This is a genomic window from Rhodococcus ruber NBRC 15591 (assembly GCF_001894945.1).
Lineage (GTDB): Bacteria > Actinomycetota > Actinomycetes > Mycobacteriales > Mycobacteriaceae > Rhodococcus > Rhodococcus ruber.
The window spans coordinates 169,566-184,335 of sequence record NZ_BCXE01000021.1; the positions used below are offsets into that span (position 1 = coordinate 169,566).

General features: G+C 71.2%; 13 protein-coding genes. 4 read left to right on the forward strand and 9 right to left on the reverse strand.

What is annotated here, in order from left to right; all coding sequences use genetic code 11:
* Positions 1-9: 9 nt before the first annotated feature.
* Positions 10-1,038, reverse strand: a complete 1,029-nt coding sequence (gene nusA, locus RR3_RS13855) for a transcription termination factor NusA (protein ID WP_003938972.1) — start codon at positions 1,036-1,038, stop codon at positions 10-12.
* On the reverse strand, positions 1,035-1,643 hold the full coding sequence (rimP, locus tag RR3_RS13860; protein ID WP_059174591.1) for a ribosome maturation factor RimP: 609 nt from the start codon (positions 1,641-1,643) through the stop codon (positions 1,035-1,037). Before rimP ends, nusA begins: the two co-directional genes overlap by 4 nt.
* Before the next feature lie 162 nt (positions 1,644-1,805).
* Here rimP and RR3_RS13865 point away from each other — a divergent pair, with 162 nt between their 5' ends.
* On the forward strand, positions 1,806-2,306 hold the full coding sequence (locus tag RR3_RS13865) for a hypothetical protein (protein WP_064066639.1): 501 nt from the start codon (positions 1,806-1,808) through the stop codon (positions 2,304-2,306).
* Positions 2,303-2,749, forward strand: coding sequence for a ferritin-like domain-containing protein (locus RR3_RS13870; protein ID WP_064066641.1), 447 nt, complete (start codon positions 2,303-2,305; stop codon positions 2,747-2,749). The genes RR3_RS13865 and RR3_RS13870 overlap by 4 nt, the downstream gene beginning before the upstream one ends.
* A gap of 18 nt (positions 2,750-2,767) precedes the next feature.
* Here the strand turns inward: RR3_RS13870 and RR3_RS13875 are convergent, their stop codons facing one another.
* Both RR3_RS13875 and RR3_RS13880 read right to left on the reverse strand, forming a co-directional pair.
* Positions 2,768-3,442, reverse strand: a complete 675-nt coding sequence (locus RR3_RS13875) for an O-methyltransferase (protein ID WP_064066638.1) — start codon at positions 3,440-3,442, stop codon at positions 2,768-2,770.
* A 27-nt stretch (positions 3,443-3,469) separates the two neighbouring features.
* Complete coding sequence (locus RR3_RS13880; protein WP_064066637.1) at positions 3,470-5,203, reverse strand: proline--tRNA ligase; 1,734 nt, start codon at positions 5,201-5,203, stop codon at positions 3,470-3,472.
* A gap of 53 nt (positions 5,204-5,256) precedes the next feature.
* On the opposite strand from RR3_RS13880, the gene yaaA reads away from it, so the two are divergent.
* A complete protein-coding gene (gene yaaA / locus RR3_RS13885; protein ID WP_064066636.1) occupies positions 5,257-6,000 on the forward strand; it encodes a peroxide stress protein YaaA in 744 nt (247 codons plus the stop codon).
* Here yaaA and RR3_RS13890 read toward each other — a convergent pair.
* The 5 genes from RR3_RS13890 to mqo form a co-directional block, all read right to left on the reverse strand.
* Positions 5,971-7,104 (reverse strand): FUSC family protein, encoded by a 1,134-nt coding sequence (locus tag RR3_RS13890; RefSeq protein ID WP_064066635.1) that lies wholly within the window; start codon positions 7,102-7,104, stop codon positions 5,971-5,973. The two genes, yaaA and RR3_RS13890, sit on opposite strands and share 30 nt — an antisense overlap.
* Positions 7,105-7,232: 128 nt before the next feature.
* On the reverse strand, positions 7,233-8,747 hold the full coding sequence (locus tag RR3_RS13895; RefSeq protein WP_064066634.1) for an MFS transporter: 1,515 nt from the start codon (positions 8,745-8,747) through the stop codon (positions 7,233-7,235).
* An 11-nt stretch (positions 8,748-8,758) separates the two neighbouring features.
* Positions 8,759-10,048 (reverse strand): uroporphyrinogen-III C-methyltransferase, encoded by a 1,290-nt coding sequence (gene cobA, locus RR3_RS13900; RefSeq protein WP_225222750.1) that lies wholly within the window; start codon positions 10,046-10,048, stop codon positions 8,759-8,761.
* Between the two features lie 111 nt (positions 10,049-10,159).
* A complete protein-coding gene (locus tag RR3_RS13905; protein WP_064066633.1) occupies positions 10,160-11,842 on the reverse strand; it encodes a long-chain-fatty-acid--CoA ligase in 1,683 nt (560 codons plus the stop codon).
* 129 nt (positions 11,843-11,971) lie between these two features.
* Positions 11,972-13,501 (reverse strand): malate dehydrogenase (quinone), encoded by a 1,530-nt coding sequence (gene mqo, locus RR3_RS13910; protein ID WP_072786451.1) that lies wholly within the window; start codon positions 13,499-13,501, stop codon positions 11,972-11,974.
* Positions 13,502-13,735: 234 nt separating this feature from the next.
* Here mqo and RR3_RS13915 point away from each other — a divergent pair, with 234 nt between their 5' ends.
* Positions 13,736-14,743, forward strand: a complete 1,008-nt coding sequence (locus tag RR3_RS13915) for an alpha/beta hydrolase (RefSeq protein ID WP_064066640.1) — start codon at positions 13,736-13,738, stop codon at positions 14,741-14,743.
* Positions 14,744-14,770 lie beyond the last annotated feature (27 nt).

A 14,770-nucleotide genomic window follows, 5' to 3' on the forward strand; every position in this document is an offset into this window, starting at 1 on the left:
ATTCCACCCCTACCTGCCTGTCGCGGGCGACCCCGCCGACTCCGAACCACCGGCCGCGGCGTCGCTGCGGATGTCGATCCGCCACCCGGTCAGCCGCGCAGCCAGGCGGGCATTCTGCCCCTCCTTGCCGATCGCGAGGGAGAGCTGATAGTCGGGGACGACGACCCGGGCCGCACGCGCGTCGGGATCGACGACTGTGACGGATACCACCTTCGAGGGGGACAGTGCGTTGCCGACGAACCTCGCCGGGTCCTCGTCGAAGTCGATGATGTCGATCTTCTCGTCCCCGAGTTCACGCATGACGTTGCGCACCCGTTGCCCCATCGGGCCGATGCACGCGCCCTTGGCGTTGAGCCCCGGCACTCGCGAATGGACCGCGATCTTGGAACGGTGGCCGGCTTCCCGCGCGACGGCGACGATCTCCACCGACCCGTCCGCGATCTCCGGCACCTCGAGGGCGAACAGCTTGCGCACCAGATTGGGGTGCGTCCGGGACAGCGTGATCTGAGGACCGCGCTGCCCACGGGAGACCCCGACGACATAGCAGCGGATCCGGTCACCGTGCTCGTACGTCTCGCCGGGCACCTGCTCGGCCGGCGGGATCAGCCCCTCGGCGCCGGTGGTCTCGCCACCGATCTTCACCACGACCATGCCGCGGGCGTTGGCGCGGGTGTCGCGCTGGACGACGCCGGCGACGACCTCGCCCTCGTGCGTCGCGAACTCCCCGAACCGCTGTTCGTGCTCGGCATCGCGAATGCGCTGCATGATCACCTGGCGCGCGGTGGTCGCCGCGATGCGGCCGAAGCCCTCGGGGGTGTCGTCCCACTCGGAGACGAGGTTGCCGTCCGCGTCGAACTCCTGCGCCATCACCCGCACAGCGCCGGTCCTGCGGTCCACGTCGACACTCGCGTGCGGCTGGTGCCCGTCGGTGTGCCGGTAGGCGGTGAGCAGGGCCGTCTGGATCGTCTCGATCAGCGCATCGAACGGGATGTTCTTGTCGGCCTCGAGGACCTTCAGGGCTGCGATGTCGATATTCACTTGTCCACCTTCACTTCGTCCGTGCCGTTGTAGTCGGTGCCGTTCTCGTCGTCCGGATCCTCGCCGTCGCTCTCGGCGATCTCGCCCGCACGCACCCGGCCGTCCGGCACCCCGCCCGCGAGTTCGAGTTCGCGCGGATTCGGCGCGTTGAACTCGACCTCGACGACGGCGCGGCGCACATCCGCGAGCGGAAGCACCCGCACGGACGGCCCGTTGCGGCCGGGGACGACGACCCGGACCTCGTCGCCGACGAGCTCACCGATGCGGCCGACGATCGTCTCGTCGTCCAGGTCGATCCGCGCCTTGCGGGCCTGGGACCGGCGCCAGTGCCGTTCGAGGGTGAGCGGGCGGCCGATGCCGGGGCTGGTCACCTCGAGCACGTAGGGCGACTCGCCGAAGTCGGCGACGGAATCGAAAACCTCCGAGACGAGAGTGCTCAGACGGGCGGCCTCGTCGAGGCTCAGTCCGGTGTCGCTGTCGACGAACAACCGCACCGTGCTGTGCTTGCCCGCAGACGTGACCACGATGTCCTCGAGGTCGTATCCCTCGCGCTCGATCGGTCCGGAGACGAGTTCGGCAATTCTCTCCGGGGGCGGCACCGGCATCGCGACAAGCTCCTCGTTCAGTTGTGATCGCAGCGGACGACATGCCGGCGCACGAGCGGACCGGCAGGTATCCCAGGATATCGCGCATTCGGTGCCCCCGTGACCAACCCCCGCGGCCGACCACCGTCGGATCCACGCGGACCGGGCTGGCACGATGGTGCGGTGCCGACGCTCGCATCCTCACCGCCCGTATCCCGCCGCACCGTGTTGCGGTGGTCCGGCGCCGCGCTCGGCAGTCTCGGCGCGCTCGCCGTCGCCGGGTGCGCTGCCGGCGAGGACGACGGCAGCGGAGAGGTCGATCCGCTGATCGCGCAGGCCGAGCGGGCGCGCGTCGACGCCGCGACCGCCGCCCTGCTCGTCGCGCTGCTTCCGGACCGTGCGCAGGCGCTGCAGGCCGTCGCCGCCGAACGCACGACCCACGCCCAGACCCTGGACGCCGAAGTGGCCCGGCTCGCCGGGACCGACCCGACGGTGTCGGACGTCACGACGACGACCGTCGCTCCGGCCGCGGATCCACCGACCCTCGATCTGATGCGCGACCGGCTGGGCACCTCGCGGCGCGCCGCCGCCGATCTCGCCCGCACCCTGCAGGGGTACCGGGCGGGCCTGCTCGCCTCGATCAGCGCCGCGTGCGCCGTGCACACGGGGGTGCTGCTGCCGTGAGTTCGCAGTCGCTGGGTGTCGAGCAGCAGGCCCTCGTGGACGCGTTGAACGCCGAGTACGCCGCGGTGTTCGGGTACGGAATCGTCGCCGCCTTCTCCAACCCCGCCCGGGCGGCCGAGGTCTCGGCCGACACCGCGGCCCACCGCGCCCGGCGCGACGCCACCACGGATGCGCTGCGGGCCGCGGGCGTGACCCCGCCCCCCGCTGCCGCCGGGTACACCACGCCCTTCCCGGTGACCGATCCGGTCTCGGCAGCACAGCTGGCGGTACAGATCGAGGCCGATGTCGCCGTGGCGTGGCGTTCCGTCGTCGAGCGGGCCCGCAGCGAGCACACCCGTGGAGCGGCGATCGAGGCGCTCACCGAGTCGGCGATGCGGGCGGCACGGTGGCGCGTCAACCTGGGGATCGCCCCGTCGTCCGTCGCGCTGCCCGGGCAACCCTGAGCCGTCCGGCGCGGCGGGTCAGGCGGTCATCACGGCGATCGCCACGCCGTCCCAGCCCTTGACCCCGACGGTCTGCAGCGCGGTCGCGTCGAGGCGGGGCTCCGCCCCCATGAGTTCGAGCACCTCCCGGGCGCCGCGCACACGCTCGTCGTCGAGGTCGGCATTGGTCACCGATCCGCCGCGGATCACGTTGTCGACGACGATCACGGTTCCGGGTCGGCCGAGCCGCAGCGCCCACCGCACGTAGTGCGGGTTGTTCTCCTTGTCGGCGTCGACGAAGACCAGGTCGAACGGGGCCTCGCCCTCGAGGGACGGCAGGAGGTCGAGGGCGGCGCCCACGCGGACCTCGACGCGCTCCCCCACCCCGGCGCGGTCGAGGTTGGCGCGGGCGACCTCGGCGTGCCGCGGTTCGTACTCGAGGGTGACCACGCGCCCGTCGTCGCCGACGGCCCGCGCCAGCCAGATGGTCGAGTACCCGCCGAGCGTGCCGATCTCGAGGATGCGCCGGGCACCGCGGATCCGGGCCAGCAGGTGCAGCAGCTTGCCCTGCACCGGTGCCACGTCGATCGGCGGCAACCCGGCCGCGGCGTTGGCCTCGAGCGCCGCGGTCAGGGCGGGGTCGTCGCCGACGAGGAGCTCGGCGAGGTAGCTGTCGGTGGCGGCCCAGTCGTCGGCCGTGTCGCTGTCGGTCATGACACCGATTGTGGGGTCCGACGCGCCTCAGCGGCCGAGGATCTCCTGCAGCGCCTCGTCGGCCGGAACCTCCCGGGACTCGCCGCCGAACCGGTCGCGCAGCTCGACCTTGCCGTCCGCCCATCCCCGTCCGACGACGACCACCAGCGGCACGCCGAGCAGCTCGGAGTCCTTGAACTTCACCCCGGGCGAGGCCTTGCGATCGTCGAGCAGGACCGCGACTCCGGCCTTGTCGAGTTCGGCCGCCAGGTTCTCGGCGCCCGCCCGGGCCGCCTCGTCCTTGTTGGCGATCACCAGGTGCACGCCGAACGGAGCGACCTCGGCCGGCCAGCGCAGACCCTTGTCGTCGTGCTGCTGCTCGGCGATCACCGCGACGAGCCGCGAGACGCCGACACCGTAGGAACCCATGGTCGGCCGCACCGGCTTGCCGTTCTCGCCGAGCACGTCGACGGCGAAGGCATCGGTGTACTTGCGGCCGAGCTGGAACACGTGGCCGATCTCGATGCCGCGCGCCGACACCAGGGGCCCGGCACCGTCGGGCGACGGATCACCGTCGCGCACCTCGGCGGCCTCGATCGTGCCGTCCGGGACGAAGTCCCGGCCCGCGACGAGTCCGACGACGTGCCTGCCGGGTTCGTCGGCGCCGGTGATCCACGACGTGCCGTCCACGACCCGCGGATCGACGAGGTAACGGACCCCGTTGTCCAGCAGCGCCTTCGGACCGATGTACCCCTTGACGAGGAACGGGTGGGCCGCGAAGTCGGCGTCCGTGAGCAGCTCGTACTCGGCCGGCTCGAGCGATGCACCGAGCCGCTTGTCGTCCACCTCTCGGTCGCCGGGGATGCCGATACCGAGCAGTTCCCACTCCCCGCCGGGTCGCCGCGTCTTGACGAGGATGTTCTTCAGGGTGTCGGCGGCGGTCACCGGGCGGTCGAGCGCCCCGGCTGCCCACTCGACGAGAGTCTCGATGGTCGGGGTGTCGGGGGTGTCGTGCACCACCGGCTCGGGCAGCCCGTCGAACGCGACCGGCTCGGGAGCCAGAGTGCGCACCGCTTCGACGTTCGCGGCGTAGCCCGACTCGAGGCAGCGCACGTACGTGTCCTCACCCACCTCGCTCTCGGCGAGGAACTCCTCCGACGCGCTCCCGCCCATCGCGCCCGAGGTCGCGGAGACGATGACGTACTTCACCCCGAGACGCGCGAAGATCCGCTCGTAGGCGTCGCGGTGGGCCCGGTAGGACTCGGCCAGGCCCTCGTCGGTGAGATCGAAGCTGTAGGAGTCCTTCATCACGAACTCGCGGCCGCGGAGGATCCCGGCACGCGGCCGCTCCTCGTCCCGGTACTTGGTCTGGATCTGGTACAGCGTGACCGGAAAGTCCTTGTAGGAGTTGTATTCGCCCTTGACGGTGAGCGCGAACATCTCCTCGTGGGTGGGCCCGAGCAGGTAGTCGGCGCCCTTGCGGTCGTGCAGCCGGAACAGCCCGTCGCCGTACTCGGTCCACCGGTTCGTGGTCTCGTAGGGGTCGCGCGGCAGCAGTGCCGGCAGCGAGATCTCCTGCGCGCCGATCGCGTTCATCTCCTCGCGCACGACGCGCTCGACCTGCCGCAGCACCCGCAGACCCAGTGGCAGCCACGAGTACACCCCCGGCGCTATGCGGCGGACGTAGCCGGCGCGCACGAGCAGCTTGTGGCTGGCGACCTCGGCGTCGGCCGGATCGTCGCGGAGGGTGCGGAGAAACAGGTGCGACATGCGGGTGATCACGGGAGAGCAGCCTACCTGCCGCCCCCGGACCGGCCTCGGTACGGTTACCGCTTGTGCTGGTGCTTCTGCCTCCTTCCGAAACCAAGTCCGACGGCGGCGACGGTGCGCCCCTCGACCTGGGCGAACTGTCGATGCCGCAGCTGACCGTGACTCGCGAGGCGCTGGCGCAGGCACTCGTCGACCTGGCCGCGGACCACGAGGCGTCGACCGTGGCGCTCGGCCTGGGTCCCACGCAGGCGGACGAGATCGAACGCAACGCCAAGCTGTGGGTCTCGCCCACGCGACCGGCGCTCGCGCGATACACCGGAGTGCTGTTCGACGCCCTCGACGCCGCCGGGTTCACCAGGGCGCAGCGGGCGAAGGCCTACCGGCGGCTCGCGATCGGGTCGGCGCTGTTCGGCGCGGTCCGTGCGGGCGATCCCGTCCCTGCATATCGCCTGTCGGGCGGATCGAAGCTGCCCGGGTTCGGCACCCTCGCGTCGTTGTGGCGCCCGGAACTGAGCGACGCACTGTCCGCGGAGGCCGCCGGGGAGCTCGTCGTGGACCTGCGCTCGGGGGTGTACCAGCAACTCGGACCTGTCCCCGGTGCGGTCACGGCAACCGTGCTCACCGAGCAGCCGGACGGCAGCCGCAAGGTGGTCAGCCACTTCAACAAGCACCACAAGGGCCTGCTGGCACGTGCGCTCGTGCTGACCCGCGCGGAGCCGGCGGACGTCGACGGTGTCGCGCGGGTCGCGGCCCGCGCGGGTCTGCGGGTGGAGACGGCGTCAGCCACCGAACTCGTGATTCTGACCTGATTGCGGTGTGCGCCCGGTGTCCTGCACCGCGGTGAGGAACCGGTGCGCCGGGTGCCAGAAGCTCCCGAGCACGGCCGCCACCCGGGGATCACCGGACCCGGCGGCCGAGCGCTGCAGTTCGGCGAGCCGGCGGGCGCACCGGTCGCGGGCCTCGTCGAATCGCGCGGGGTCGTCGTGGGCGTCCCCGATCCGGTCCACGAGCCCGGCAAGGGCCGTCAGGAGGGCGGGCACGGAACACCGCGCCGCGTCGTCCGCCTCGGCGAGAACACCGTCCGACGCCGCCTCGGCGACACGTGCGAGTTCGCGCAGCGCCGGCACGGCGTACCACAGCCGGTCCAGGACGCCCTGGGAGGCCGTGGCCTGGTCCCGGACCCGGTCTGCGATCGGACGCGGATTGAGCCGCGCGCTCTCGCGTGCCCACTGCGAGGATTCCGCCGCGCGCTCCATCATCCGGTCGATCTCCTCCGCCCGGCGCGCCCAGCCCCCGGTGCCCGGGCCCGCGTCGTCGCCCGTCCCGGCGGCCATGTCGCACAGCAGGGATCGGATCTCCCGGGTGAGTACCTCGAGCTCGTCTCCGACCGGGTAGACGGGCGGGAAGAGCGCCGCGGTCACCACGAGTCCGCAGACCGCGCCGATGGCGGTCTCGATCAACCGGTCTCCCAGCATCACCGGATCGCCCGCGACGCCCGTCGCGATGACGAACAGGGCGGTGATCGCCACCCAGATCCCGTTGGTGCCGAACACCCGCCACCGGCCGACGAACCAGCCGACGAGCACGGCTGCGCCGATCGACAGCGTCGGTCCGGGCACGAGCGCGATCGCCGCCGCGGCGAGCAGTACCCCGGACAGGACGATCGCCATCTGCACGAACGCCTGCCGGACCGACCGGAACACCGTCGTCTCGACGAGGAACACCGCGACGTACGGCGCGAGATAGGCCTGCGGCAGCGCGAGCCACTCGGCGGCGACGAGCCAGGCCATCATCGCAGCGACGGACGCCTTGGCAGCCTGGGTGGCGATGTGGCGCTCGTGGCCTCGTTCGCGGACGGCACGTACCGTCCACGACGCCGAGTATCGAACCCGGTCGGTGAAGGCGGACAGCATGTGCTCCGGCTACCCGGGACGCACGGCGGTCACACCCCGGTGCGGGCGGCCACCGCGGCGGAGGTCTGTGTGCTGTTGCACCTCCGGCGGCGGAGGTCTATGTACCCTGCGCCTCCGGCGGCGGAGGTCTATGTACCCTGTGCCTCCGGCGGCGGAGGTCTATGTACCCTGTGCGCCGCCTTCTCCGCTTCCTGGGCCTGCGCGACCTGCTCCGGGGTGAAGCGGATGAACAACGCCGCAGCCCCCGCGATCACGGCGCACACCGCGCAGCCGACGAGAGCGAACAGATAGCCCTCCCCCAGCGCGTAGAGCTGGGCGGGGTCCATGTCGGCGACGGCGCCGGACGTACCCCCCAGGGCCAGGGTCCGGGAGGTGGCCATCGCGCCGATCACGGCGAGACCGATCGGGCCGCCGAGCGTCTGCGCCACCTGGGCGATCGCAGCGAGCGGGCCGATCTCGTGCGAGCCGACGCCGGCGATCGCACACAGCGGCAGCGGGACCACGGCCAGGCCCACGCCGAATCCGACGACGAGCACCAGGACGAACAGCGTCGGCACGTACGCGACGGTGTGCGACATGGTCGACCCGTACAGCAGGCTGACCGCCATGATCAGGGCTCCGGTGACGACGAGCCACCGGGGCCGCACCCGGACCGCGAGCTTCGACGCGACCGCAGCGGCGGCGCCCAGCCCGAAGGCGAACGGCACGAACGCCAGACCGGCCTGCAGCGGCGAGTACCCGAGGATGTCCTGCACGAACAGGGCGACGAACGCGGCGAGGCTGAACATGACGGCACCGGCGAAGAAGATCGACACGAACGTCGCGACCCGGTCGGGATTGCGGAACAGCACGAACGGCAGCAAGGGGTTCTCGGCGCGGCGCTCCACGACGAGGAACACCGCGAGCAGCGCGGCACCGGCGAGCAGCGCGCCGACCACCGCCGGGCTGCTCCACCCCATCTCGGGGCCCTCGGTGAGCCCGAAGACGAGACCGGTGCAGCCGAGCGTGGCGAGCACCGCGCCCGGCACGTCCAGCGGCAGCCGCTCGGCGGCGGTCTCGCGGAGTGCGATCACGGCCAGGGTCACGATCAGGATCCCGATCGGCACGTTGATCAGGAAGATCCAGCGCCAGGACACCTCGGTCAGAGCGCCTCCGATGATCAGCCCGGCGATCGAGCCGACACCCGTCATGGCCGCGAAGATGGCGATCGCCTGGTTGCGGGCCGGTCCGGGTGCGAAGGTGGTGGCGACCAGCGCCAGGGCCGTGGGCGAGGCCACAGCGGCGCCGACGCCCTGCAGCGCGCGGGCCGCGACGAGGGTGCCCTCGTTGACGGCGAGTCCGCACAGCAGCGAGGCGAGCGTGAACAACCCGACGCCGGCGATGAACATGCGTTTACGACCGAAGGCGTCGCCGAGGCGTCCGCCGAGCAGCATGAGACCGCCGTAGCTCAGTGCGTACGACGTGAGCACCCAGTTGCGGCCCGCGTCGCTCAGGCCGAGGTCCTCCTGCAACGGGGCCAGCGCGAGATTGGCGACCGTGCCGTCGAGGACGACCATCAGCTGCAGGCCGCTGAGGACGACGATCGCCAGACCCAGCGCACGCGTGGTGACGGGGTAGCTCACGGGCGAGGAGGTTTCGGCCATGTGGATCAACGTTACCGAGCGTCCGAGGCGACCTCGGCCACCGGCCCGACGTCGAACGCGGCCACCGGCCCGATGACGACGATGGCCGGCGGGCGGATCTGCTCCTCCCGGACCCGCGCGGCGACGGTCGCCAGATCGGCGCGCAGCACCCGCTGGGTGCGCAGCGTGCCCTCCTGGATCACGGTGACCGGCGTCTGCGCGGGCCGGCCCCCCTCGAGCAGGGCGGCGGCGAACTGCTCGATCCGCTCGACCGCCATCAGCAGCACCAGCGTGCCGCGCAGGCGCGCGAGCGCACCCCAGTCGGTGAGCGAATCCGGGTGGTCCGGGGCCACGTGCCCGCTGACCACGACGAACTCGTGGGTGACCCCGCGATGGGTGACCGGGATCCCCGCCGCGGAGGGCACCGAGATGGCGCTGGTGATGCCCGGAACGACCGTCACGGGCACCCCGGCGGCAACGCATGCCTCGAGTTCCTCGTAGCCGCGGCCGAACACGTACGGGTCGCCGCCCTTGAGCCGGACGACGAACTTCCCGGCCTTCGCGCCGTCGATGAGGGCCTGGTTGATGGCCTCCTGCGCCATCGCCCGGCCGTAGGGGATCTTGGCGGCGTCGATCACCTCGACGTGGGGGCCGAGCTCGGCGAGCAGTTCCGGTGGGGCCAGCCGGTCGGCGACGACGACGTCGGCCCGGGCCAGCAGGCGCCGCCCGCGGACGGTGATCAGGTCGGGATCGCCCGGGCCACCCCCGACCAGCGCGACCCCGGGACGGGCGGGTTCGGCGTCTGCGACGACGGCGCCGGACTGCAGGGCCTCGCGGATCGCGGTGCGCACGGCCGCGGAGCGGCGGTGGTCGCCGCCGGCCAGCACACCGACGGTCATCCCGTCGTAGTGGGCGGTGGCCGGGGTGACCGCGGTGCCGCGACGGGCGTTGTCGGCCCGGACGCAGAAGATGCGGTCGCGTTCGGCCTCCGCGACGATCGCGGCATTCGTGTCCGGTTCGTCCGTGCAGGCGATGGCATACCAGGCGCCGTCCAGATCCCCGGCGCGGTAGTCGCGCAGTTCCAGGGTGATCTGCCCGGCGGTCGCCATGCCCTCGACGGCGGGCGTCGCGGCACGGGTGATCACGTGCACGTGGGCACCGGCGGCGACGAGCAGGCCGAGCCGCCGCTGTGCGACGGTACCGCCGCCGACCACCACCACGCGCCGGCCCCGCAGATTGAGCCCGACCAGGTAGTTGGTCTCGTCGTCGGCAGCACTGGACACCGGCACTTCCCATCTTTCGGCACTGTCTGCAACGCGCATCACGCTGCGTGGAACGCACAAACACTACGGGCACGGTGGTTTGCGGCGCCATCCGCCGTACGAACTTCGTGAGCGACGCCGCAGTCGCGACCCGCACGGCTGCCGGAGGGATCAGCCGGGGAGGAGAGACTCGCGGACCTGCCGGCGCAGCACCTTCCCGATCTGGGAGCGCGGCAGGTCCTCCACCACCACCACACGTCGCGGAACCTTGTAGGCGGCCAGGCGCGACCGGCAGTGCTCCCGCGCCGCCTCGGGGTCGACGTCCTCACCCGAAACCAGCACCGCCGCCACCACGTCCTCGCCGCCGTCGGAAGCCGGCAGTCCCACCACGGCGGCATCGACGATCCCCGGGAACGACCGCAACGCCGCCTCGACCTCGGACGGCATGACATTGAATCCACCGGTGATGACCAGTTCCTTGATCCGATCCACCACCGTGACGAATCCGTCCCGGTCGACCTGGACGATGTCCCCGGTCCGGAACCAGCCCCCGTCGAGCAGTGCTTCCGCCGTCTGTTCGGGCTTGTTCCAGTATCCGGAGAACACCTGCGGACCCCGGAGCAGCAATTCTCCCCGCTCCCCGGGTTCGACGTCGCGCGCCGGGTCGGCAGGATCGACCACCCGGATCTCGGTGCTCGGGAAGGGCACCCCGACGGCGCCGGGCCGGCGGGTGAGTCCGATGGGATTGCCGATCGCCACCGGCGACGTCTCGGTGAGCCCGTACCCCTCGACCAGTACCCCGCCGGTGACCTCCTCCCACAGTTCCAGGGTCTCCGTCGGCAAGGGCATCGCCCCGGAGATCGACCATCGCGCCGACGTCAGGTCCACCGATCGCTCCCGGGCCGCGCGGGCGAGCCGCTCGTAGATCGGCGGCACCGCCGGCATGAACGTGGGCGGGTGCTTCGCGGCGGCGGTGAGCACCAGATCCACGTCGAACTTGGGGAACAGGACCAGCCGGGCGCCGATACTCATCGCGAAGGTCACGCACAGCGTGAGCCCGTATGCGTGGAACATCGGCAACACCGCGTACACGACCTCTTCGCCGTCCACCAGGCCCGGTACCCACGCACGACCCTGGGCGGCGTTGGCGCCGAGGTTGCGGTGGGTCAGCATCGCGCCCTTCGGGACGCCGGTGGTGCCGCTCGTGTACTGGATCACCGCCAGATCCTCGACCGAGGGCCCCGGTCGATCGGGGTCGACGGGCCCGTCCGCCAGCAGCCGATTCCACGGAATCGTCCCGGGCGCAGAGCCGGTCAGCGCGTCCCGCGCCGCACGCGCTTTCGGAACGGGAAGGGCGAGCGCGAGCCGCTTGGACCACGGCATCGAACGCGTGATGTCCACCGCCACGATGTGCTCGACGGCCGTGTCCCCGGCGACCCGCTGCAGCAGCGGACAGACCTTGTCCCAGGCGATCGCCACCGTGGCGCCGTGGTCCGCGAACTGGCGGGCCATCTCTTCCTCGGTGTAGAGCGGATTGTGCTCGACCACCACGCCGCCGATCCGCAGGACCGCATAGAACGCGATCACATGTTCCGGGCAGTTCGGCAGGACGAGCGCCACCCGGTCACCGGGGCGCACACCGAGCCGCCGTAGCCCCTCCGCGCCGCGGTGCACCCGGTCGGCGAGTTGCGAATAGGTCAGTTCCGCGCCGAAGAACTCGAGCGCCGGACGTGGTCCGAACCGGGCTGCCGAAGTCTCGAGCATGTCGACCAGCGAGTGCTCCGGAGGCGTGATGTCCGAGGGCACGCCCTCGGCGTAGCTGGCGAGCCAGATCCGTTCCCTAGCGGTGCTCACAGCCCTGCCCCTCTCCACGCTGGAACCAGCGTAGACCGCCGGGCGGGGACACCGGCATGTTCCGGCGGACGAGGCGGCCCGCCCGGGACCCGGCCGGGTCCCGCGCGGGCGGCCTCGACGACTGGACGGTCAGACCGTCGCCGGCTCCGCCGGGGCGGGGGCGTCGACCGGGGAGGCGACATCGAGCTGCAGGGACTTGGTACCCCAGCGCCAGACCTTGTCGAACAGTGCGGTGTCGTCCGAGAGCCTGACTCCGAGGGACGGCACCATCTCCCGCAGGGTGTCCTGCCATGCCGTCCACCGGTCGGGGAAGCACCGTTCGAGCACGTCGAGCATCGCCGGAACCGCGGTCGAGGCCCCCGGCGACGCGCCGAGCAGACCGGCGATCGTGCCGTCGCCGGCATTGACCACGGCGGTGCCGAACTCGAGCACTCCGCCCGCGCCCTTGCGGCGGATGACCTGTACCCGCTGGCCGGCGGTGATGAGCTCCCAGTCCGCCATGCGGGCCTGCGGCACGAACTCGCCCAGGGTGCCGATGCGGTCGCGCGGCGACTGCATCAGCTCACCGATCAGGTACTTGGTCAGTCCCATCTCGGTGAGGCCGACGCCGATCATCGACAGCAGGTTGTTCGGCTTGACCGACCCGGGCAGGTCGGTGAACTTGCCGTTCTTGAGGAACTTCGGGGACCAGCCGGCGTAGGGGCCGAACAGCAGGCCCTGCTTGCCGCCGATCACGCGGGTGTCGAGGTGCGGGACCGACATGGGCGGTGCACCCACGGCGGCCTTGCCGTACACCTTGGCGCTGTGCATGGCGATCAGCTCCGGATTGGTGCAGCGCAGGAACTGACCGGAGACGGGGAAGCCGCCGAAGCCCTTGGCCTCCGCGATACCCGACTTCTGCAGCAGGTGCAGCGCGCCACCGCCGGCACCGACGAACACGAACCGGGCGTGCACCTTGCGGGCCTGGCCGGTGCGGCGGTTGCGGACCTTGACGCTCCAGCTTCCGTCGGACTGCTTGTCCAGATCCGTCACGTCGTGGCCGAAGTGCACGGTGCCGCCGGACGCGGCGACGTTGTTCAGCAGTTGCTTGGTGAGGGCGCCGAAGTCGACGTCGGTGCCGTCCTGGGTCCAGTTCAGCGCGATGGGCTCGGAGAAGTCCCGGCCCTGCGCCATCAGCGGCAGCCGTTCCGAGAAGTACTCGGGGCTCTCCGAGTACTCCATGCCGGCGAAGAGCGGGTGCCCGGCCAGCGCGTCGTAGCGGGCACGCAGGTACTTCACGTTGTCGGCGCCGTGGACGAAGCTGACGTGCGGAACGGGATTGATGAAGTTCTTGGGATCGGTGAGGATGCCGTTGTCCACCGCGAACGCCCAGAACTGGCGCGAGACCTGGAATTGCTCGTTGACGTTGATCGCCTTGGTGATGTCCACGCCACCGCCCGGCTTGGCGGGCGTGTAGTTCAGCTCGCACAGCGCCGAGTGGCCGGTGCCCGCGTTGTTCCAGGGATCACTGCTCTCGGCCGCCGCGGCGTCGAGCCGCTCGAAAGCGGTGATGGACCAGTCGGGCTGCAGCCGGCGCAGGATGGCGCCGAGTGTCGCGCTCATGATGCCCGCACCCACGAGCACTACATCGGTCTTGGCCTCTACCACGTTCTCTGACACTGGAGGATCGACTTCCTTGTCTGTTCGCACGCGCCGCTGCGTTCCGCACTGCACCGCGTGAGTGTCCCGTGCACGTCCGTGCTCGTCCGCCGGGTCTCGCTGAACTCACGGATCCCGGCGACGTCGCGGCCGCGCCGACTGCGACGAACAGGTTACCCGCGCGTTGTCCGGCGTTTGTCTTCACCCAATTGTGCCCCCACGACAGGTCCGCGTACCGACCAATACAGTGTGATCGTGACTACTTGGCAGCCCGATATCCTCGGCGACGGATACGAGCAGCTCACGCTGCATCTCGGCCCCGATCCGGACGGCGAGGGCGAGGCCACCGCCACCCTCGTCCGCTACCAGCCGTCCGTCTACCCCGGCGGCGAGTCCGCGCCGGACCGCGCGGTGATCTACGTGCACGGCTTCACCGACTACTTCTTCCAGCAGCACCTCGCCGAGCACTTCGCCGCCCAGGGGTACCGGTTCTTCGCCCTGGACCTGCGCAAGTGCGGGCGCTCGCGGCAACCCGGGCAGACCCCGCACTTCGTCACCGATCTGACCTACTACGACGCCGAACTCGAGGAGGCACTGCGGATCGTCCGCGGTGAGGTCGGCGGCGGGATCCTGCTCGTGGCGCATTCCACGGGCGGGCTGGTCCTGCCGTTGTGGCTCGATCGGATGAACCGCCGACCGGGCGGTACGGGCGGCGCCGGGATCCAGGGCCTGATCCTCAACAGCCCGTGGTTCGACCTGCAGGGACCGTCGATCCTGCGCGGCCTCGGCACCGTCGCGGTCGATGCCGTCGGCCGGGTGCGCAGCCGCGCCGTCATCCCGGGGCAGAGCCTGGACACCTACGGGATGAGTCTGCACAAGGACGCCAACGGCCACTGGGAGTACGACCTGGACTGGAAGCCGCTGGCCGGGTTTCCCGTCACGTTCGGCTGGCTCCGTGCCGTCCGCCGCGGCCACGCGACACTGCACCGCGGCCTCGATGTCGGCGTCCCGTCGCTGATCCTGCGGTCGAAGGACACCCGCTGGGCCCCCGCGTACGACCCCACGGTGGACACCGCCGACGCGGTCCTCGACGTCAAGCAGATCGCCCGGTGGGCCGGATGCCTGGGCGACCGCACGACGATCGTTCCGATCACCGGCGCCCGGCACGATGTGTTCCTCTCCACACCCGACGTGCTCGACGTGGCGTTCCGGGAATTGGATCTGTGGCTGCACTGGTTGGACGGTCACAGCAGATCCCTGTGATCGTCCACGCGAACCTGACAACGGGAG

Excerpts from the sequence above, each read along its gene's own strand:
- rimP (WP_059174591.1), bottom strand. The coding sequence starts at position 1,643 with ATGCCGGTGCCGCCCCCGGAGAGAATTGCCGAACTCGTCTCCGGACCG.
- RR3_RS13875 (WP_064066638.1), bottom strand. The coding sequence starts at position 3,442 with ATGACCGACAGCGACACGGCCGACGACTGGGCCGCCACCGACAGCTAC.
- RR3_RS13890 (WP_064066635.1), bottom strand. The coding sequence starts at position 7,104 with ATGCTGTCCGCCTTCACCGACCGGGTTCGATACTCGGCGTCGTGGACG.
- RR3_RS13895 (WP_064066634.1), bottom strand. The coding sequence starts at position 8,747 with ATGGCCGAAACCTCCTCGCCCGTGAGCTACCCCGTCACCACGCGTGCG.
- cobA (WP_225222750.1), bottom strand. The coding sequence starts at position 10,048 with ATGCGCGTTGCAGACAGTGCCGAAAGATGGGAAGTGCCGGTGTCCAGT.